Source organism: Bradyrhizobium betae, from assembly GCF_050632175.1.
Taxonomy (GTDB): domain Bacteria; phylum Pseudomonadota; class Alphaproteobacteria; order Rhizobiales; family Xanthobacteraceae; genus Bradyrhizobium; species Bradyrhizobium betae_B.
The window spans coordinates 4,301,110-4,321,398 of sequence record NZ_CP192576.1; the positions used below are offsets into that span (position 1 = coordinate 4,301,110).

Genomic DNA, 20,289 nt, shown 5'->3' on the forward strand with positions numbered 1-20,289 from the left:
TCAGGCATCGACAACCAAGTCACCGCTCGAAATCATGTCGGCCACATTGGTCCAGGTCGTGTTCTTCACGACCGCGACATCCTGCATGGAATACGCGCTGCCCGTGCCATCCAGATCGACCTTGATCGTCGTGTGGCCGCTACTGACAGACGTCGCAATGAAATCCGTGATCGCATCGGTCAGCGGGTTATAGGTTTCCAGCAGGTCAGCGATATTGATCGTATCGCCCGACGTCTTGCTGAAGTCCTCAATGCCGTCCACGCCGGTGCCGAGATCTGTAGAGAAAAAGAAGAATTGATCGGCGCCGGCGTCGCCATATAGCGTGTCGGCGCCATCAAAGCCTAACAGCGCATCGTTCCCATTCCCACCATGCAGAATGTCATCTCCCGCTCGGCCACGAACAGAGTCGGCGCCATCGTTACCGTAGATGGTATCGTTTCCGACGCCACCATCAAGGACGTCATCACCCGTGCCGCTATTGATGGTATCGTTCCCACCGCGTCCATATATGACTTTGTCACCCGTGTAAGTGGTTACCCCTGGGTTGACGCTATCAGATCCCTCGCCACCCAAAATAATATCGGTGCCGTTGTTGGTAACAATTGTGCTGGATGCATTAGCAAAAATAACGTCATTGCTGGTCGTGCCAGTAACAGTGCCGCCAGAAGTCGCACCAATAATGGTCGGGAAGGCAATTTCGCCGTTACCTTCAAAAGCAAGTTTTTCTATGAAATAAGCGCTACCCAATCTTTGAGTATCGAGGGTCAGCGTATCGCCTGGAGAATTCAGTAAACTGATCTCGACGCCGTAGGAGCCGACGTTCTTGAGTACCACGTCGGTAAGAGCAATACCTGGGCCAAGCAGCACTTTGTCATTATTCGTGCCACCGCTGTCGCTCAGGATATCGACACCATCGCCCATGTGGAAGATATAAGTGTCGTCTCCACCGCCGCCCCACATGTCGTCGGTCCCTGTTCCGCCGTGCATTGTATCATTGCCTGCGTAACCAAGGAGTGAGTCATTGCCGCTGCCACCGTAAAGCCACTTTGTGCCAGGCGCATGCGCACCATAGGTGCTGGTCAGCCCAGATATCCCATCTTCACGTCCTGCCCACAGCTCATCATTGCCATCTTCACCATAGAGAACATCATTACCGATCTCGCCTCTCAGGACGTCATTACCGGCTCCTCCATAGATTTCATCGTTACCGGCGCCGCCACTGATCGAGTCAGCACCCCCTTGCCAATCATCAGGTCGGCATTGGACGTGCCGGTCAGCGTATCGTTGCCAGCGGTTCCGCTGACGACGTTCAAGGAAGTCGTCACGCTGATCGAGAAGGATGCAGGAGACAGATTTGCGATACCATCACTTGCGACGAAATCGAAATCGTCTGTCCCTAAGAAACCCGGGGTCGGCGTATAGGTTACGAGACCACTCACTATGTCTAGCTTGGTAAAGCTGTCACTGGCATTCAAAGCAGTTCCATTGAGCTTTAACACCCCGCCAGCGGGCAGATCTGAGATCGTGAAATGAAGCTCGCTCGCCGTATTGTCACTATCCGTAAGGCTGAGCATCGCGGTTGTTAAAGTCAGCGCCGTCGCATGCGTTGTGCTCCCACCGTTGTTTGTGAGTGCCGGAACATTGTTGAGCGAGTTGATAGTGAGATTGAAATTTGCAGAGGGCAAAGTCGCAACGCCGTCGCTGACGGTGAAGCCAAATACATCACTGCCGTGGTAGCCAGCAGTCGGCACGAAGGTAACATGGCCGTCAATGATGTCCTGCTTGGTGAAGGTATCGTTGAGTCCCAAGGTCGTGCCGTTTAACTTGACGGCTCCATGAGCTGCCGCTGTCGCGATGGCGAAGACAAGCTGCGAAGCCGTGTTGTCACCATCCGATGCTGTGAGCATCGACGTTGTCAGCGTAAGCGTGGCGTCCTGATCGACGGATGCCCCGTTATTGGTCGCCACGGGCGCGTCGTTCACGGCATTGATCGTTAAAGTCACTGTTGCGGTATCGGTCCCGCCGTTTCCGTCAGAGACTTCGTAAGCGAAGCTATCTGTCCCGTTGTAATTGGCGACTGGAGTGTAGGTAAAGCTTCCATTCGCGAGAATGGAGACGCTACCATGGGCCGTCGCAAATGATGCTACCGTGACCGTCAAAGTATCGGAGTCGGGATCCGAGTCCGCGCCGCTGCCATTGTCGGAGAGCACGTTGCCGGTGATGATCGTGTCCTCGTTGCCGGTCGCGGCATCACCTATTGCGTTTGGAATATTGTTGACACCAATCATCGCGGTAAGCAGGTCGACGCTATCGAAGGTTTCGACAGCTTGCGTGTAGGTTGTGCCGTCGTTGATGTATTGACCGCCCAGGGTCACCGTGCGCCCGTCGTTTACGTGAATGAGCAGATTGTTTCCGTCGCGATGGAGTGTAACGTCGCCTATGCCGATCCCGGACCCTAAAAACAGTTCGTCCGTTCCGGCACCGCCTCTTACGAGATCGTTTCCAGCCTCGGCATGGATTTCATCGTCACCGTCATCGCCCTCGATAACGTCATTTCCAGAGTCGCCGTACAGGATGTCGTTCCCAGCACCGCCATGAATCTCATCGTCACCGTCGCCGGCGCGGACTTCGTCGTTGCCGCCAGCCGCGGTAATGATGTCGTTGAAGGAAATGCCATATACTTTCTCATCAGAATTATTGCCGTCGTAAGCAACGCTGGCTGCCTGAGAGGTGAAGGTATACTCGGTTTCGATGCCGACATAATCCTTCAATAGAAGGCTACCGCCATTCGTGAATATGATTTTGTAGTCATTCGTGTTTTCCACGATCGTGCGGCTGCTCGCAACGGCACCGGTGGCAAAGTCGATATGGAGAGTCCATCCTCCGGATTTGTAGATCGTATCGGCACCGTCGCCGGTCGTAACTGAAGCGCTGCGGATATCATTGCTAAACAAGAAATGGAGGACATCGTTGCCCGTGCCACCATTGACGGTGCTATTGCTACCAAGAACGCTGATGACGTCATCATCGGCGCCCCCGTCGATCACACTATCGTCTCCGTAAGACAGGATCGCATCGTTCCCAGAACCGCCTAGAATGTTGATGTCGTAGGTGAAGCCAAAGCTCTCGATCGTGTCGTTACCCGTTCCACCATCTATGTCAGTGGTGTACCCGCCCGCCGCGATGAAATCGTCGCCGTCATTACCCTCCATGAGGACGCCGTTAATCAGGCTATCGTCTCCATCTCCTCCGGAGGCGAAATATCCGCCAGCAATCTTGTCAGCCCCAGCGCCGCCGTATGAAGAGTCACCACTCCCAGCGTAAATATTGTCGGCGCCTCCTAAGCCGTTTAGTGTTTGGAACGCGCCGGCGCTTCCATCGATGTAATCATTCGCACTCGTGCCATTCAGAACGGTCGCCGAGCCGTTCACCGTATTCGTCGTTGAAGGGGTAAAGTCGACAACCGTCGGAGCAAGACCGGTCACATGGCTGGACAGAAAAGTACCACTGTTTGCAGCTTGATTCTTGATCGTGATCAGGGCCGGATAGCCGGGGTCGCTGATGTTAGGATAGACCCCGTTACTGATTGTAAGACGCAAATCGGCACCGGATGTCGTGACGCTGACCATATTGCGCGATATGCCCGAACCAAGAACGATGAGATCGCCGTCGGCCCAATCATCGTCAATGATGTCAGCACCATCGCCAAGGCTCCAAAAATACTTGTCCTGACCGTCCCCGCCTTCAAGCGTATCGGCACCGCGATTGCCGGTGATCTCATTGGCGCTGGCATTGCCAATGATGTAATCGTCCATATTGCCGCCGATGGCGTTTTCAATGATCGTCCCGTAGGCGATCGCGACGTTTTGGATTTCGCGATTGGCGGGGATCCCGCCGGGGCCATTAGGTTCGCCAACAGTGGACCCATAGCCTTGCTTACCAAGGCCGTTTCCGCCTATGGAGCTGAATTGGCCTTCGTTCAAATTGATCTTCGCCCGGTAGCCTACGAAGTCCGATGCATCGAGTGCATCGTGATCGCCGCCGCCATCCCAAATCGTATAGATGAATGCTTTATCAGGGCCGCTGTCGCGACCTAGACCTTGACCCAATTTGTAGGTTGTATCGCCAGCACGTACAGAAGCATTGGCGCCATACATATCTTGTAGAGCTTTGACATCATAGAGTTGCAAGCCATACGGACGAAGAGCCGTTGTGGAGTCGTAATAGAGCGCGTTATCGCTTGCGCCTGTGTTATTACCCGACCAACCCAGCGTGTTATACGACATGATTGTAAATTGCTGGCTATCCAGTGCCGGGTTGATGCTATACAAATCATTCATACCATCGGAGTGCGAATGCACGAGCCCCATTGCATGCCCGAGTTCATGAAGGATCGTGTACAGGCCAACCTGGCCCTTTTCTAAAAGAAGATTGAATGCGACCTGTTCATTATTGTCGAACCAAATATCACCGGCATAGCCTTCACTGGACGGCTCTTTAAGGGTTGCGGCAACTGGAGAAATACCCTTGATCGTTTCTAGGAACGTTGTGTTCAGATCGGCGGCTCCGAAGGTGATCGTTCCCAATCCGGAAGTTGTAACGTTGGAGAACTCAACAGCGATAATGTCGGGAAACGAGACTTGGTAGACGTCTGAGGTCGAAAGCACAGTATTGATAGAGGTTTGTTGACCATTCACGAGCCCTGAAAAGCCGGGATTGCTTTCAAAGAACGGATCAACCTCGTCAACGAAGTCAGTGGTGCCTATCTCGTAGTAATCGGAGCCAGTCGGCGGCGCGCTAACGAAACTGTAGGATATGTTTGTGATAGCACCCCAGCTCGTACCCTCAATCTTCCACCAACTCATAGTGCCCCGCTCAAAAATGTTGTGTTAATGCTTCATTTGCTGATGATCCTGTGCCACCACCGGATAAGCGCCCAAACGTGCGAGTCTAATCCGCTGCGGCAAATTGAAAAGAATAGCGAGAAGAATAGCTAAGAGAGTGATTCCGAGAACGGCTAGCCCTGCAGACCTTCTAGACGTTGTCACTATGCCCTCGTACGCAAACTGGCCGTCCGTTCAATTTCGATAAAGACAAACGACCTCCACTAGTTGCTGCTGTTTGATGAGGGCGCTTCGACCGGGAACGAGTCCATCGAGCCCCCACCTCGGAGCACCGACGATCGTTGATGTTCTTGGTAAGCGATGGCAACAACAGCGATTATGATAAGTAATCCCACTGCTGCAACTAGAATAGACGTCTTACTCATGCTCGTTACCCCTCCGCAATGTTAGTCAATTCAAGCAGGGGGAAAATAACGGAGTCAAGGAACGAGTCCGCTTCACTCTCATCTTGTTAGCAAGTCTATGCTTTGGCGCTGATGCTATGTAAAAGCGCGCCGTCAAGTCGCTACGATTTCCGCTTGTGATCGTGTAAATCGGAAGTCACTCAACCAATGCAGATCAGCCCTTTGACGGTTTCACGCCAGGCCTTTTCCTTCCTTCGGTTTCCATGCGGGGCCTGTCGATCAGCTCCTCGACAAGGTTCTTAAAATCTTTGCAGTCGCGAAGCTGCGATTGAACGTCCTTCAGCTCTCGGTCTTTGAGCGTCTTGCACCTGGTCCGTGTTGCAACGTCGTAAATGTCACCCGTGAGCGCATCGAGTTTAAGGCCCTTCTCGTAATCATGGCCGTGCAGGCGAGAAGGCCATGGGTCGGCATCCGTTTTGTGAAAATCCCACACATGCCCCTTACGTTTGATGAGCTTCTCGACCAGGAGCTGGGGAACGTCGAACTCTTGGTCGATTGCGTCGTCGGTTGTCGCAACGGTCAGCGCTGGCTTGGCGGGTTGGTTCTCCGGCAATTGCAAAAGACCTACAGCGAGACCGCTCAGCGGGAGGATCCATTCCCCCGTAGTCGTGTATTCGAGGCTGAACCGAACTATCGATTGGCCATCCTTAAATGTATGCTCGCCAATCTTCGTGCCGTTGTAGGTGATCGCTCCCGTTTGCGGGTCGAATTGCAATGACATGATTGTTTGGCTCCCTTCGTAATCGGCTGTGCGAACTGTAGTCACCAATCTGCAGCAGGATCGCGTTATCAAAAAGCCCCTGAATCAAAGAAAGGGCGTCTCCTGACGCCCTTTCTCTTAAACTCGCTTCCGTTCAGTATTCGCTCGGCAGCAGGATGACTTTATCAGTGAACCAAAGCGTGATGCCCGGCTCCGGGAAATTCGTGAAGCTGATATCCTTAGTGAAAACAACGGCGTCATTGCCATCCTCGCAAAACAGCGTTGCCCGGCTCCCCATCACATCGAGCTTCCAGACCTGGAAGGGCTGCGCCCGGACTACCGCTACGGCGAGCTGCGCCAGCGCGATCTCATCAAGAAGCCAGTAAGCGCCGACCTGCTCGGCGACATACCGCGCTCCTTGCGTGTACGTGACGCTCCGGTTAAGTGCGTGGCGAAACCACTCTTCCGAGCCCGTGAATTGTTTCAGATCAGCAAGTCTTGGATCAGTCATCTTGTCCTCTCTTGTTTGGCTTTGGTTGCATCGGCTGATGCAGCCTTGGCCCTCGCCGAGAGCGGGGTGTGCAAGCCGCTAAGAAGAATCTGCGGGGTTTGGTGCGGGCGCAGGCAAAGCCGAGCCACGGCGAGCAGATTGTTCTTGCGGCGCGCCGAGGGGCGGCGCCCCTAAGCAGCGACCGCGACGAGCGGTCTCAAGAGAAGGCACCCGCAGGAGCGTCAGCATAGCGCCGCCTTCAGGCGGGACGCGGGACCGAGTGCAGCCGCGAGACCGGTTAATAAGGCACCCGTCGTTCGGGGCAGTGATAGCGACGCCGGAACAGCGTGAAGGCGGGACCCTAATGCGAGTGCCTCCGGCGAGCGGCTCAGTATCGTCTTGCGCGAGGGATCGTTACCGGATGGACGAGACAAACGTTCCGCCTCTTCGCGGCAACGGCTTGGCTTGGTGAAGCGAAGCGGAATAGAGCCCGGTCGGCCATGCCGACGCGCCAACGACCTTCAGAGTACTAAAAATCCTCAGTTCTTTGCATTTGAGGAGCAAGCGGTTAGATTGGCCGCACACAAAAGAGCGGTGACAAACTTGGGGCGGATTCGAAGTTGCTACATCTCTAGTATTGCTGGCGCGGACCTTTCTTATCTTCGCGGCGCACTCATGCGGCGTGGAATCCAGGTCGCTGTACCGGACGAGTTACAACCGGGATCGAACTGGTCCGAATCTATCTCTCACAAGATCGCCGATGTCGACCTTGTTATCGGCGTTCTGACATCTGAGCGTCGGTCTCAATGGGTATTGTTTGAGCTTGGACAGGCGTCGGCGCTTGGCCGCCAGATCGTTCTTATTGCACCTCCGAAGCTGGCAACCGTCCCGTCTCATCTGAAGCGTTTCCTCGTGATCCGGGCTGGCCTAAAAAATCGCGATGCGATTGATTTCGCGCTGGATCAGATCGTTGCCTCTCCCGAACGCTCTGTCAGGTCCTCCCCCCGAGCGCACCATCCCGCGCGGCTCTCGGCCCGACCGCCGAGGCTATTCAAGAAAGCCTGCGCGGAGCCTTGGAGGCGAATGATTTTCGCGGCGTGGAGCGTGTTGTCGTTCAGGCGTTACGTGGCTCCGGAGTCGACATCGTGTCGGAAGCGCCTAATCAGGGCTTAGGAGCGGATATTGCTGTCTGGTCCGATGCGCTTCAGCCCTTCGTCGGCAATCCTCTTTTGATCGAAGTGAAGAGCCGCTTTCGCGGCGTGGACGAGGTAAAGCGCGCAGCCAATCAATTGTTTGAGGCGGTGTCGTCGCGGGGCGGAAGCTGGGGGCTCCTTCTTTACGGACAAGGCCCGCAGGTCATCGAGACAAATCCGAAAGGATTGCCGCCAACGATCCTCGTCTATTCGATCGTCGACCTGATTGACGAGCTTCGGACGCGCCCGTTTGCTGAAGTCATTCGTGATCTGCGCAATCGCCGCGTTCACGGTGGGGCGCGCTGATGCCGGCGATCCAGACCGCGACGCTGCAGGGCTATATCGCGACAGGAACGGGAGCCGGGACTACGGCTGTGCGCGGTAGAGCCCTTGAAGACATGATCTGCTACTTGTTCGGGTTGGTCCCCGGCGTATCGATCACGCACCGGAACGACATGAACCCGTTCAACACGGAGGAAATCGACGTCGCGCTTTGGAATGAACAAGACGCGACGGGGTTACACTTTCTCCCTAACGTCGTGCTGATCGAGGCAAAAAACTGGTCCAATCCGGTTAGCAGTATCGAAGTGAATTGGTTCGATAGTAAGCTTCGTAATCGTGGACTCGATTTCGGCGTGCTGATCTCACCGCGCGGCATCACCGGGGACGCCAACGATCTGACCGCCGCTCATCATATTGTCGCAACGGCGCTTAAGGAGCGTCGGAAGCTTGTCGTATTGACTACGGCAGAGTTGCTCGCTCTTGCGGACACCGATGCGCTTGGCCACCTTATCAAGAGGAAACTTTGCGATCTCGCCGTTAAAGGCACGATCTCTTAGCCCACTCGCAAAGCGTTCCTAAAACGGAACGTCGTTGAAGTCCTTCCCTGCCGTATTGGTCGCCGAGACCAGCTCAGCCGCGATATCAGCTGGCTGGGTGCCAAAATGGTTGCGGGTGTCCAAGCCAACCAGGCGATAGGCATTTGCAACGCCGCCTTCTCGTACATAGCTGCGCTGACGCTCGACGTAGATAAGCCCATTGTGCAGGAGGATGCTGATGGCGCGCTTGATAGCGTGTTGTTCAACTCCGGAATACTCGGTGATCTTGTTGAAGCTAATGTTCGCGAAGTTGGTAGACCGATCACGCCGAGACGCAAACAGGAAGTAAAGCTTCAGCGCATGAAGTTCGGCAGGACTGCGCAGCTTGAAGTCATCGAAGGCCGCGATGCGGCCATCGGCGGCGTAAAGCAGTCGCGCCGGGATCTTCGCCCAGTTGGCCGTCGGATCATAGTCACTGAGGATATAACCGCTTCTACGCCCGTCGCGTGAGATCAATCCCATCTGTTCGATAACACTCAGCCCGGCGGCGACTTTCGCGCGGCTCAAGCTCGTGCAGTGCGTGAGCGCATCGTAGGTGACAATCGAACGTCCTTCCTCGTCGGCGTGATGCACGAGGACAAGCAAGGTCATCAGACCCGCTAAGTTGTCAGCGCCTGCGCCCTTCAACCATCGCAACTCGCGCAGTCTTTTCTGCTCGATCCAGCGGGAGGGCAACTTGGTCCATTCCTTAAGCGCCATCAGGTCCGCCCCTTGGTCACCGCGAGCACCGCGTAGATCGCGTATGCCGCCAGGGCGAACGCGGCCAGCACAATCCCGGCGACGAGAACCCAAAAAGGCATCCCTCCCACCAAGCGAGTGAATTCGAGAAAATCGGTCATTGAAGTCTCCTTCGTTAATTCGAGACTTTCATTTTTTTATAGATAACAGGTTCTTTCTAGAGACAATGGAACAGCAACGGCAAGCGATAAGTTGAAAAAGCCATTATTAGTCAATGCGATGAGACTATAAAATCTGGTTCTTAAAGCCTTCTGAAACAGTTCACGAAGACGGGCCGGTGAACTGTTCGAGCGTCCCTTAAGCTTTCTGTGGGTTTCGGGGGTATTGAAACATAACGTGAACATTTTGCTATTGGAATCAGAGAGAATCCTTATGCTGGTTGCATGTCCAAACATGTCACCGATAGCCAGGTCCTTGGGGAGCTGGGCGAGACTGCCGTCAAGAAAATCGTCCTTGAGACGGGCTTCATTTACGAGCAGCGAGGGCGCCTAGAGGCGGGTGTCGATGGCCTCATTGAGCTTCGCGATCGGAAGACGGGTGCCGCCCTGGGCAAACTCTTAGGCGTTCAAGTCAAAGCGACCGAAAGCGGAAGCTACATTCGCGAGACCGACAAAACCTTCGAGTACACGATTAAACCCAAAGACCTCGAATATTGGCGCAAATACAATATCCCCGTCATCATCGTTCTCTGGCGTCAGTCCGATGGCTCGGCTTACTGGCAGGATGTAACCAATGGATTGCGGGGTGATGAACGACGCCTCAAGTTCGACAAAGCCGCTGATGTTTTCGATCCAAGCTGTGCTGATAGATTGGCAGCACTTACTATCGACCGACGCACACCGGGCGTCCACATTCCGCCGCTGAACTTTGGCGAGAGCGCTATCGTCAACATGATGCGCGTGCGCCTTCCGGATGAGATTTTCATCTCCACCTCGCCATTTGGTTTTCGTGGAGATGCCATCCCAGACCTTTTGAAGCAGCGCAATCCAAGGTTCGACTGGGTTATTCAAAAGCGACGTTTCGTATCGTTTTTCGATCCGCGTGAATTCGGAACGCGGGCGATCGTCGATCTGGATCAGGTTGAAGCGATCGATACGAAGCTATTCACGTTAAATGACGATCTCGACGACATGAATTGCACGATCGATCTGTTGCGCAGGACATTGTCGCGGCAAACCCGCGACCAGCTCAGCTTCCTCAAAGATGAGCGCTTGTTTCATTTTCATGCACTCGGCGAGAACAAGTCTCGCAGTTACAAATATGCTTCAGCGGTAAAAGACGCATCGGCTCGCGTGGTCAGCTATTACCCGAACAAGAAATATCCTGACAAACCGGGATATGTTCGTCACCACGCCGCGTCGTTCCGATTTGAACGGCTTGGCGATGAATGGTTTGTCGTTATTGACCCGACGTTTTATTTCACGCGGAACGGCTTCGTCCCACATCCGTTTCCCGGCGCACTGCTGGCAGGCAAAAAGCGTCTCGAGCGCAATGCCGCTGTACGCGGCCAAGTTATTATGTGGCAAAGCTTGCTGGCCGAGAGCTGCAAACAGAAAAACGATTTGTTCGAAAAAACCAATGCCAGCGATGTCTTGGTGGGATTTGAACATCTGCCGCCTATTGAACTTGAAAAGGCTGTGCCTGAAGACACATGGGAGCGAACTGATCCCCGCGCGGATGAGATGAAGCCCGCCGATCTCTTTGATGAGGGGTTGCCAGCATGACCTTCAAAGCACGCGTTTTCGATGAGCCGGTATTGGAGTTTGGCGACGGCGGTCAGCATTGCGATCCGCGCCAAGGTTTGCGTGAGTTCGGGCCGCTTCAGCCGCGCTCGGGCGATGTGGTGAACGTGGGCGTCATAGGCACGGATGACACTGTGTCAGGTTTCACGGAGTTCTTGAACGAGACGGCGCGCGGGATTGAAAGCGAAAACAAGCAACTCATCAATCTTAATCCCGATTTTCCGGGATTGGGGAATCAGAACCCGTTTCGTTGCAAATTCGTGGTCCCGGACGGTGCGACCGTCACGGTGTCACGCAGCCAGGTCAATGAGATTCGAGCGATCGGCAGGCACGATGAAGCTGTGCGGCAGGCGGTCGAAATGGTCTCACAGCAGCTCTGGGCGTTGAACGAAAGTAGCGTCAAGCCTGATGTCATCGTGCTTGCGCTCCCCATTCCGCTGATCGAGAAGCTCGTCAATGCCAAGAGCGAAGATGCGGAGCCGAAGGAGGAGGATCAGGAGGAAGAGGATAGCGATATCCTGCTCGATTTCCGAGATCTTCTGAAGGCCAAGACGCTTCATCTCGATGTGCCGACGCAAATCGTCTGGCCTGACACATGGGATGATGCCGCTAAAATCCCACGCAAGGTGAAGCGCGAAAGCAACCGTCAGGTACAGCTGAAAGCAACGCGCGCGTGGAATCTGCTGAATGCGTTGTTCTATAAGGCTGGAAAGGTACCTTGGCGCTTGCTGCCGCAAGCCGATGGCCTGCGCACTAGCTACCTCGGCATCGGCTTCTATAGAGACGTCGATGGGCAGCAACTTTGGACCAGCACCGCGCAAATGTTCGACGAGCGGGGGCGCGGTCTGATTTTGCGTGGTGCTCGGGCGCAAACCGAAACCAAAGGCCGCCATCCCTATCTGACCGAGCAGGATGCCGACGACCTCGTAACACAATCAATCGCGACTTATAAAACCCATCACCGTCACGTCCCGGCGCGCCTCGTCATCCTCAAAACCTCAAGGTTTAGACCTGAGGAAGCGAAAGGCATCGATGCAGCTTTGCGGCGGGCGGGTATCGACCTGAGCGATCTGGTTTGGGTGCAAGAAAGCTCGCCCATCGCCGTCTTTCGCGATGGAAACTACCCGGTACTACGTGGAACGTTCATTGATTTGCGCGGTAAAGGGCTTCTGTATACGCGGGGATCCGTGCCGTATTACGGGACCTTCCCAGGCCTTCGTGTGCCGCGTCCTTTGCTGCTCGTGCCGCACGAAAATTGCGATACGGCGATTTCAAAGCTGGCCGAAGAGATTTTGGCGCTGACCAAGGTTAATTGGAACACCACTCAATTCGACCTGAAGCTGCCAGCGCCCATCATGGCCGCGCGCGAAGTCGGGCATATCCTGAAACACATTGATTTCGGGACGCCCATCTCGCCTGACTTCCGGAAGTACACCTGAAGCAGGCCTACTGGGGCCGCTTTCGAGTTTACATATTTCTCTTGCGGTGCGTGATTCGGTTGCGTGCCAGCCCCACGCCGCTATCATCGGGCGGCGCTCCCGCAAACTGGACGGATGACCTGGGCCTGAGGCCAAGGAATTGGAATGAACGCAGTAGAAATTGAAGAGGCAGTATCGGCGTTGGCAGCGCGTCCTTTCGACGCTGCCGAGTTTCCCTACGCCTTTCTGACCGCTTTCGGAAACAAAGACACGACCATCAAGCGGCTGCGGTCGGGAAACACGAATGCCTCCGACATTCCGGGGGCGTGCTCCAACGCAATCACATCCATATTGCTATTTGCGATGACGGCATGGTCAGCAAGACCATGATGCTGTTACGCGAGAGCCCGAAGACAGCTGCTGCGAAGGCCAAGTTCATCCTTGCCACCGACGGCGTCTCGCTCGAAGCCGAGGACCTGATCAGCGGCGAACCGCTTGCTTGTCCGTACGAGGATTTCGCAAAGCACTTCGGTATCTTTCTCCCCTGGCTGGCATTTCGACCGTCAAGGAAATCAAGAACAACCCGTTTGATATCAAAGCCACGGGTAAGCTGAACAAGCTCTACGTTGAGCTGCTGCGTGACAACCCTGATTGGGCCACAGAGGCAAAGCGTCCGGCACTCAACCAATTTATCGCGCGCCTCATCTTCTGTTTCTTCGCCGAAGACACTGGAATTTTTCTGCCGAAGCAATTCACGAAAATGCTTGAGCTGATGTCCGATGGCCAATCGGGTAACACGCACGAAATATTGTGCGAGCTGTTCCGCGCGATGGATTTGAAACCGCAAGATCGTGAAGCCGCTAAGGTAAAGAGCTGGGCAGATAAATTTCCCTACGTGAATGGCGGCATGTTCGCCGGCGGCGGTGATTGCCCGAAGTTCAGCAAAGTCGCGCGCTCGTACTTGCTGGCAGTCGGTGGTCTGGAGTGGGACAAGATCAATCCGGACATCTTCGGGTCGATGATTCAAGCTGTAGCAGACGATGACGAGCGCGGCGAACTCGGCATGCACTACACCAGCGTGCCCAATATTCTGAAGGTCCTGAATCCTCTTTTCCTTGATGATCTTCGTGAGCACCTGCAGAGCGCCGAAGACAATCTTCGCAAACTGCGAAACCTGCGCAAGCGCCTCGCTTCAATTCGCGTCTTTGATCCTGCCTGCGGCTCCGGCAATTTCCTTGTCATTGCCTACAAGGAGATGCGTTCAATTGAGCATGAAATTGTTCGCCGCACGGGCGATGAGCCCAGGAGTTGGATCAAGCTGGAGAATTTCTATGGGATCGAGATCAAGAACTTCGCGGTAGAGATTGCACGATTGGCGCTGCTCATTGCCGAGTTTCAATCTGACGTCCAATACATTAGCCAACAAGAAGCAAGGGCGATGGTCCTCCCCTTGCACAAGACAGGGCAAATTCGCGTTGGGAACGCGCTTCGGCAACCCTGGAACGAGGTCTGTCCTCCGGCGATAAGATTTGATGGAGCCGACCGAGATTCTATGGACTCTACTGGACGCTTGGCCTCGGACGACGACACCGGTGATAAGTTCGAGATTGAGACGTACGTCTGTGGAAATCCGCCATATAAGGGTAGCCAAAGCCAAACTGATGCACAGAAGGACGATCTAGAGTCGGTGTTCGAAGGCACTGACATCCCGTTTGGATCTGCAGATTACGTCGTGGGGTGGTTTGTTCGAGCTGCCCAGTTCGTGAAGCAGACGGCAGCAATGTTTGCATTTGTCACCACAAACAGCATTCACCAAGGAAGGCAAGTCGCTCGATTCTGGCCATTCATTCTGGGAAGCGATTTGGAAATCTTCTTCGCGGAGCCCTCATTCAAATGGCACAACCTGGCAACGAAGAAAGCTGTAGTGATGGTTTCGGTGATTGGCGTCCGTCACAGGTCCCCAGGTCCCAAAAGGATTTTTGATGGCGGGTTAGAGCGACAGGTGCAAAAGATTGGTCCTTATCTTGTTCCGGACACCGAAATAGTCGTTGCAGAAAGCAAGGTTCCATTATCGGCACTGCCGCAAATGAACTTCGGAAGCATGCCGAACGATGGAGGCGCATTGCTTCTAAACATGTCAGAGGCAAGAGACGCGCTGGCGTGTGGTGTCGATCGGCAATTTATTCGGCGCGCCTGTGGCACAGAGGAATTTATCAATGGGATCGAGAGGAGGTGCATCTGGGTTACTGATCGGATGCATGAACTCGCATCCAAAAACGCATTCTTAAAGCGTCGATTCGATGCGGTCGAAGCGAAGCGCCGCAACAGTACTCGTGCGGCGACTGCAAAACTCGCATCTGTGCCCTATCGTTTTGGCGAAGTGCGGCAGACTGGGCGTGAAGAGATAATCATCGTCGCCAAGACCTCTTCTGAAACGAGAGATTACCTACCTGTCAGCGTTCTATCGACCGGAGCAATCGTGACGGAAGCGTTCGGCATTTTCGACAGCCCGCTATGGAATTTGTCTCTAATAGCTTCGCGCCTGCATCTGGTCTGGATTGCGACCGTGTGCGGGAAGATGAAGCGCGATTTCCGATACTCAAACACGCTTGGCTGGAACACGTTCCCGGTCCCGCCTCTTACCGACCATAACAAGGAAGAGCTGAATCGTTGCGCCGAAGAGATATTGCTTGCGAGGGAATCTCATTTTCCGTCTACGATTGCTGATCTCTATGATCCCGAAGAAGAGATGCCCGATGACCTCCGAAGGGCCCACGAGCGAAACGATGAAGTGGTGGAACGTATCTATATTGGCCGCCGCTTCAGGAATGATACCGAGCGGCTTGTGAAGTTGTTCGATCTCTACTCAAAGATGACGACGGAGAAACCTCAGACGAAGAAGAAAGCGAAGCGTGCCGCATGACGCAGGACAATCCGACAAACAAACGTACCCTGCCATCCGTGTCAATTACTACTGCACGAACCGGCGCGTCGACAAAGCAGAACGAGATGGGGATGCGCGTCATGCAGGAGCGCGCCTACGCCCGTCGTGGTGAGCAGTACTTGCTGATAAAATCTCCGCCTGCATCGGGAAAGTCGCGCGCGCTCATGTTTATAGCGCTCGATAAATTGCATAAGCAGGGTTTGAAGCAGGCAATCATTGTTGTTCCAGAGAAATCCATTGGCGGAAGCTTTGCCGACGAGAAGCTAACGGCAAATGGGTTCTGGTCGGACTGGACTGTTAAGCCGCAATGGAATCTTTGCAATGCCCCCGGCATCGACGAGCCAAAGGTTGCGAAGTCGAAAGTGAAAGCGGTCGGCGAATTCTTGGCGAGCGACGACAGGGTGCTCGTCTGCACCCATGCCACTTTCCGTTTTGCCGTCGAAGAGCTTGGCATTGAAGCGTTCGATGACCGGTTGGTCGCTGTGGACGAGTTTCATCATGTCAGCAGCAACCCCGACAATAAACTCGGCAGTCAGCTGGAGCAATTTATTGCCCGCGACAAAGTTCACATTGTCGCTATGACTGGGTCGTATTTTCGGGGTGATGCGGAGCCGGTCTTGGCGCCGGGGGATGAAGCGAAGTTCGAAACCGTCACCTACACCTACTACGAACAGCTGAATGGTTACGAGCATCTGAAGTCCCTTGATATCGGCTACTTCTTCTATACGCAGCGTTATCTAGACGCGATTATGAAGGTGCTCGATCCGTCCTTCAAAACGATCGTGCATATTCCTAACGTGAATTCGCGTGAGAGCACCAAGGATAAACACAAAGAAGTCGAAGAAATCATGGACGCCCTCGGCGTCTGGAAGGGAGTCGACCCCGATACCGGCTTCCATATGATCGAGCTACCGGGCGGCAAGGTGATCAAAGTCGCAGACCTGGTTGATGATGACCCTTCGAAACGAGAGAAGGTGTCCGCCGCACTCAAGGATCCGAAGCAGCGCGACAATCGGGATCACGTCGACATCATTATCGCTCTTGGCATGGCCAAAGAGGGATTCGACTGGATTTGGTGCGAACATGCGCTGACGGTTGGCTATCGCAGCAGCTTGACAGAAATCATACAGATCATCGGTCGGGCGACCCGGGATGCTCCCGGCAAAGAGAGGTCGCGCTTCACCAACCTGATCGCCGAGGTAGATGCCGCGCAGCCTCTCGTCGTCGACGCGATCAACGACACGCTGAAGGCCATCGCCGCTAGTCTGCTTATGGAGCAAGTTCTTGCGCCGCGATTCGAGTTCACGCCCAAAAATGCAGGCAAGAAAGATGGCTTCGACTACGGTCCTAACGGTTATTCCGAGGACAACCCACGCAACGTCGGCTACAACGAAGCGACTGGGCAGTTCCACTTTGAGATCAAGGGGCTGGTGACTCCGGAGAGCCCTGAAGCCACAAGAATCTGCCGTGAAGACCTGAACGAGGTCATCACGGCCTTCGTGCAAGACAAGACGGCACTCGAACGTGGCATCTTTGATCGCGAGAACACGGTGCCTGAGGAACTGACGGTGACCCGCATGGGCAAGATCGTCCGTGACCGGTACCCGGAGCTGAGCGAGGCAGACCAAGAGGCTATCCGGCAGCATGCCATCGCAGCGCTTAACTTGACGCAGGAAGCCAAGCGGCTTGTCAGCGGCGACAATGCTGATCCGACTGCGAACACCGCGCTGCTGGACGGCGTTCGCAAAATTGCGATGGATGTCCGGGAACTCGACATCGACCTGATCGACCACATCAACCCGTTCGAAGCCGCATACGCTGTCCTAGCAAAAGCGATGGACGAAAACGTCCTAAAACAGGTGAAGGCAGTCATAGAAGCGAAGCGGGTGAACCTGAGCTATGAAGAAGCCCGGGACCTTGCCGTGCGGGCGCTCAAGTTCAAGCAGGAACGTGGACGAGCCCCCGAGATCACGTCGCAGGATGCTTGGGAAAAGAAACTTGCCGAGGGTGTCGCCGCTCTCGCTCGCTATAGATCGCAGGCCGCAAATGGCTGAGCTTTCAGATGACGAACTGCTTGCAGAGCTTGGTGTTTCAATTGCACCAACGAAGGCCGTCGGACGGACTCCGCGCCAGGAGCGCATCCTTGCGGGATTCGAGGATATTGTTAGGTTCCGAGAGGAGCATGGCCGTCCTCCCCAACATGGGGAAACGCGCGATATCTTTGAACGCCTTTATGCCGTTCGCCTGGACCGTCTTCGGGCTCTGACGGAATGCCGTGAATTGCTCGCGCCTTTTGATCGGTACGGGTTGCTGGCTGTGCCCGAGAGAGCTGAGGCAGTACCGGCGGAAGCGCTGGATGATGAAGCCTTGTTGGCCGAACTCGGTGTCGACGTTGCTAAAGCGGACGATATCTCCGTGCTCAGGCACGTAGTCTCGCGTGAGGAGAAGCGCGCAGCCGAGGAAATCGCCAATAGGACGCCATGCGAGGACTTCGACACGTTCAGGCCACTGTTCGACCAGGTCCGGAAGGAGCTAGACACAGGCGCAAGGATGACGCGAACGCTAGACAAGGCGGAAATGCAGCTTGCCGATATTCGGCCCGGTGAATGGTTCGTCGTTGGCGGGCAGATGGCGTACATCGCGACTGCGGGTGATGAATTCGTCACCGAATATGACCGCAAGGATCGCCGCCTTCGCGTCATCTACGACAATGCAACCGAAAGCAACGTTTTGGCGCGGTCATTCCAGAAGGCATTGTATCGAGACGATGCGGGCCGCCGTATTACGAACCCCTCGGCTGGTCCGCTGTTCGGCGACCAAGCCGAGGGCGATGATCTTGAAAGCGGCACCATTTATGTGCTTCGGAGCAAATCGAATTTGCCTGAGGTCGCCAAACACCGCGAGCTAATTCACAAAATCGGTGTTACAGGTGGCTCGGTCGAGGCGCGTATTACGCAGGCTGCCCAGGATCCGACCTATCTCCTGGCAGATGTTGAAATCGTTGCAACGTACAAACTATTCAACATCAACCGAACCCGGCTGGAGAACATCTTTCATCGCCTGTTCGGTGCGGTGCGGCTCGACTTGTCAATCGACGATCGTTTCGGGCAACCGGTGAAGCCAAGGGAATGGTTCCTGGTGCCGCTCCACGTCATTGACCAAGCGGTCCGGAAGATCAGGGACGGTAGCATCACAGACTTTGTCTACGATCCGGCGACCGCTTCTCTCAAGTCTACCGCCCGATCGACAGCGCCATGATCCCAGGTTCGGTGCAGGTGGAGTAGTAGAAGGCTCCTTGCCCTGCTCGTGGGGTGCCCAGGGGCGGCGAAACGCCCCGTGGTCGATGGGTGCAGCGGAGAGTGAAATCTCCATGCGCGTCGTTCAGCGGCAAGACGTTGACAGCATCCAACCGGCGGACGGTTGGCCATGGGGTCTCGGGGAGCACGGAGGCTCGGTTCCGAGTGGCGCTGGACCGGCCATAACGGTCCTCCATGGTTCGGTGCCGGTGGAGCGGGAAAGCTCCAGGTCTGGCGAGTGATAGACCGGCGATACGGTCTGGTGACGCGGGGAGGCTCGATGCCTCGTGACCGCGTCATTGGCCGGAGGGATGCAACGGGGCGCGCAGCGGGCCCCTTGCCAAGATTGTGCGGTAATACCGCACACATCTTGCGGACCTTAGCCCGGTACGGGCTTTCGTTCTTCAGGCTCGTCCAGATCACGTACCATTACGTTCATTCGAAAAATCCGGCAGGCGTCAGGGGGAAGCGGTGAGAGCTTCGCGGCCAATCGGTCGAGAACGTCAGGCGGCACGCGGTTTTCGTTGCTCGCGTTAATTCTAATATCGCTAGCGTCGCGGAGTATTGGAAAAACGATCATATGAAGTCCTGGCTCCTCCGAGGCCCTTAACAGGAACTGGGGGGCCGAACGGTCTTCGTCATCGGGATCGTACGGCCACCAAGACTTTCCAGCACTGATCGATGGCCACTTCTTATGGAGAGTGCGGCCCAAGGGTATGGGCCACCAGACACCTCCCGTCCGTTGAAACCCGAGGACTTGGCCATCGAACGGGCTCTCCACCCGAAATGAGAAGCGTTGGTAAAGCTTCACGGTTCGTTGGATGGGTGTAGAGCTGCTACGCTCCTCGGTAATTTTTGAGCGGGGACCGTCGTACACATACCGAGGCAGTGCGACCTCTGAGAGCTCCAGGTTAGAGAATTCGCCGCGCTCTTCGATCAAACGTTCCCATGGATTGTTGGGATCCAGTGACGCAAGCGCGTCTTCCAATATGCTTTCAAGATGCGCCGCCGTTTCGGGGTAGTTGTCTTGTACCCATTTAAAAATTTGAACCGCGCGTGACGTTGAAATTTCGCCGCGCCGGAAATTGCGCTCGTACTCCATACCGACTTCGAATTTCATCTCCTTCCAGAGCGTTTTCCACTCCCAGTTCTTCTTCTTCAAAAGCGAACGCACGATCTCATAGAGCGCAATTTTGTCTCGGGCTGTTCCCCGCTCCCATCGAAAGCCCATGGCGTCCCCCATTGCCACCCGTCGATTCACCCATCCAATTTTCCATATGTTCAGCTGAAGAGGTACTGAGGAAAAAATTCCTAAAAAACTTGCGCTTCGTTTCCGCCTTCATGCAAGATTGTTCTTGTTATGTTCCGGATTGAGCGGAGGACGAAAGGAAGGAAGACGTTGACCGAAGAGCCCAGCACCCCCGAGAATCGAGGGCATCAAGCGCACTCGCTAATGCCGGGACTGGAGTCGGGTTTCGATACCCGCCTTGTGGCTCTCGTTCAGTTACTCGCTCGTAAGGCAGCTGAACGCGACTATGATTCGTATTCGCAACGGCAAGCACGCGCCAACGATAAGCAAAAG

At 55.0% G+C, this 20,289-nt stretch carries 14 protein-coding genes and 1 pseudogene; 8 read left to right on the top strand and 7 right to left on the bottom strand.

The window, feature by feature from the left end:
* From ACQ86E_RS20760 to ACQ86E_RS20775, 4 genes are all read right to left on the bottom strand, one after another.
* Positions 1-1,224, bottom strand: a complete 1,224-nt coding sequence (locus tag ACQ86E_RS20760) for a calcium-binding protein (protein WP_431206522.1) — start codon at positions 1,222-1,224, stop codon at positions 1-3.
* On the bottom strand, positions 1,167-4,865 hold the full coding sequence (locus ACQ86E_RS20765; RefSeq protein ID WP_431201570.1) for a tandem-95 repeat protein: 3,699 nt from the start codon (positions 4,863-4,865) through the stop codon (positions 1,167-1,169). Before ACQ86E_RS20765 ends, ACQ86E_RS20760 begins: the two co-directional genes overlap by 58 nt.
* Positions 4,866-5,462: 597 nt before the next feature.
* Positions 5,463-6,029: a hypothetical protein gene (locus tag ACQ86E_RS20770; RefSeq protein WP_431201571.1), complete on the bottom strand. Its 567-nt coding sequence runs from the start codon at positions 6,027-6,029 to the stop codon at positions 5,463-5,465.
* A gap of 133 nt (positions 6,030-6,162) precedes the next feature.
* Positions 6,163-6,519 (bottom strand): DUF6876 family protein, encoded by a 357-nt coding sequence (locus tag ACQ86E_RS20775; RefSeq protein WP_431201572.1) that lies wholly within the window; start codon positions 6,517-6,519, stop codon positions 6,163-6,165.
* A gap of 1,052 nt (positions 6,520-7,571) precedes the next feature.
* On the opposite strand from ACQ86E_RS20775, the gene ACQ86E_RS20780 reads away from it, so the two are divergent.
* On the top strand, positions 7,572-7,997 hold the full coding sequence (locus ACQ86E_RS20780) for a hypothetical protein (protein ID WP_431201573.1): 426 nt from the start codon (positions 7,572-7,574) through the stop codon (positions 7,995-7,997).
* Positions 7,997-8,530: a restriction endonuclease gene (locus ACQ86E_RS20785; protein WP_431201574.1), complete on the top strand. Its 534-nt coding sequence runs from the start codon at positions 7,997-7,999 to the stop codon at positions 8,528-8,530. The genes ACQ86E_RS20780 and ACQ86E_RS20785 overlap by 1 nt, the downstream gene beginning before the upstream one ends.
* An 18-nt stretch (positions 8,531-8,548) precedes the next feature.
* Here ACQ86E_RS20785 and ACQ86E_RS20790 read toward each other — a convergent pair whose 3' ends face one another.
* Both ACQ86E_RS20790 and ACQ86E_RS20795 read right to left on the bottom strand, forming a co-directional pair.
* Positions 8,549-9,268: a hypothetical protein gene (locus ACQ86E_RS20790; protein ID WP_431201575.1), complete on the bottom strand. Its 720-nt coding sequence runs from the start codon at positions 9,266-9,268 to the stop codon at positions 8,549-8,551.
* Entirely contained in the window at positions 9,268-9,408 is a 141-nt protein-coding gene (locus ACQ86E_RS20795; protein WP_431201576.1) for a hypothetical protein, read from the bottom strand. The genes ACQ86E_RS20790 and ACQ86E_RS20795 overlap by 1 nt, the downstream gene beginning before the upstream one ends.
* Positions 9,409-9,690: 282 nt before the next feature.
* On the opposite strand from ACQ86E_RS20795, the gene ACQ86E_RS20800 reads away from it, so the two are divergent.
* From ACQ86E_RS20800 to ACQ86E_RS20825, 6 genes and pseudogenes are all read left to right on the top strand, one after another.
* Positions 9,691-11,031 (top strand): DUF4365 domain-containing protein, encoded by a 1,341-nt coding sequence (locus tag ACQ86E_RS20800; RefSeq protein WP_431201577.1) that lies wholly within the window; start codon positions 9,691-9,693, stop codon positions 11,029-11,031.
* A complete protein-coding gene (locus tag ACQ86E_RS20805; RefSeq protein WP_431201578.1) occupies positions 11,028-12,488 on the top strand; it encodes an argonaute/piwi family protein in 1,461 nt (486 codons plus the stop codon). The genes ACQ86E_RS20800 and ACQ86E_RS20805 overlap by 4 nt, the downstream gene beginning before the upstream one ends.
* A 144-nt stretch (positions 12,489-12,632) precedes the next feature.
* A pseudogene (locus ACQ86E_RS20810) lies at positions 12,633-13,081 on the top strand (type IIL restriction-modification enzyme MmeI).
* Positions 12,967-15,390 carry a DNA methyltransferase gene (locus tag ACQ86E_RS20815; RefSeq protein ID WP_431201579.1) on the top strand — a complete coding sequence of 808 codons (2,424 nt, stop codon included), beginning with the start codon at positions 12,967-12,969 and terminating at the stop codon, positions 15,388-15,390. Before ACQ86E_RS20810 ends, ACQ86E_RS20815 begins: the two are co-directional and overlap by 115 nt.
* Positions 15,387-17,465 (top strand): DEAD/DEAH box helicase, encoded by a 2,079-nt coding sequence (locus tag ACQ86E_RS20820; RefSeq protein WP_431201580.1) that lies wholly within the window; start codon positions 15,387-15,389, stop codon positions 17,463-17,465. Before ACQ86E_RS20815 ends, ACQ86E_RS20820 begins: the two co-directional genes overlap by 4 nt.
* Complete coding sequence (locus ACQ86E_RS20825; protein ID WP_431201581.1) at positions 17,458-18,669, top strand: GIY-YIG nuclease family protein; 1,212 nt, start codon at positions 17,458-17,460, stop codon at positions 18,667-18,669. The genes ACQ86E_RS20820 and ACQ86E_RS20825 overlap by 8 nt, the downstream gene beginning before the upstream one ends.
* Before the next feature lie 417 nt (positions 18,670-19,086).
* On the opposite strand, the gene ACQ86E_RS20830 is transcribed toward ACQ86E_RS20825, so the two are convergent.
* Positions 19,087-19,938: a hypothetical protein gene (locus ACQ86E_RS20830; protein ID WP_431201582.1), complete on the bottom strand. Its 852-nt coding sequence runs from the start codon at positions 19,936-19,938 to the stop codon at positions 19,087-19,089.
* Positions 19,939-20,289 lie beyond the last annotated feature (351 nt).

Excerpts from the sequence above, each read along its gene's own strand:
- ACQ86E_RS20775 (WP_431201572.1), bottom strand. The coding sequence starts at position 6,519 with ATGACTGATCCAAGACTTGCTGATCTGAAACAATTCACGGGCTCGGAA.
- ACQ86E_RS20825 (WP_431201581.1), top strand. The coding sequence starts at position 17,458 with ATGGCTGAGCTTTCAGATGACGAACTGCTTGCAGAGCTTGGTGTTTCA.
- ACQ86E_RS20830 (WP_431201582.1), bottom strand. The coding sequence starts at position 19,938 with ATGGGCTTTCGATGGGAGCGGGGAACAGCCCGAGACAAAATTGCGCTC.
- ACQ86E_RS20805 (WP_431201578.1), top strand. The coding sequence starts at position 11,028 with ATGACCTTCAAAGCACGCGTTTTCGATGAGCCGGTATTGGAGTTTGGC.
- ACQ86E_RS20770 (WP_431201571.1), bottom strand. The coding sequence starts at position 6,029 with ATGTCATTGCAATTCGACCCGCAAACGGGAGCGATCACCTACAACGGC.
- ACQ86E_RS20790 (WP_431201575.1), bottom strand. The coding sequence starts at position 9,268 with ATGGCGCTTAAGGAATGGACCAAGTTGCCCTCCCGCTGGATCGAGCAG.
- ACQ86E_RS20785 (WP_431201574.1), top strand. The coding sequence starts at position 7,997 with ATGCCGGCGATCCAGACCGCGACGCTGCAGGGCTATATCGCGACAGGA.
- ACQ86E_RS20765 (WP_431201570.1), bottom strand. The coding sequence starts at position 4,865 with ATGAGTTGGTGGAAGATTGAGGGTACGAGCTGGGGTGCTATCACAAAC.
- ACQ86E_RS20795 (WP_431201576.1), bottom strand. The coding sequence starts at position 9,408 with ATGACCGATTTTCTCGAATTCACTCGCTTGGTGGGAGGGATGCCTTTT.
- ACQ86E_RS20820 (WP_431201580.1), top strand. The coding sequence starts at position 15,387 with ATGACGCAGGACAATCCGACAAACAAACGTACCCTGCCATCCGTGTCA.
- ACQ86E_RS20800 (WP_431201577.1), top strand. The coding sequence starts at position 9,691 with ATGTCCAAACATGTCACCGATAGCCAGGTCCTTGGGGAGCTGGGCGAG.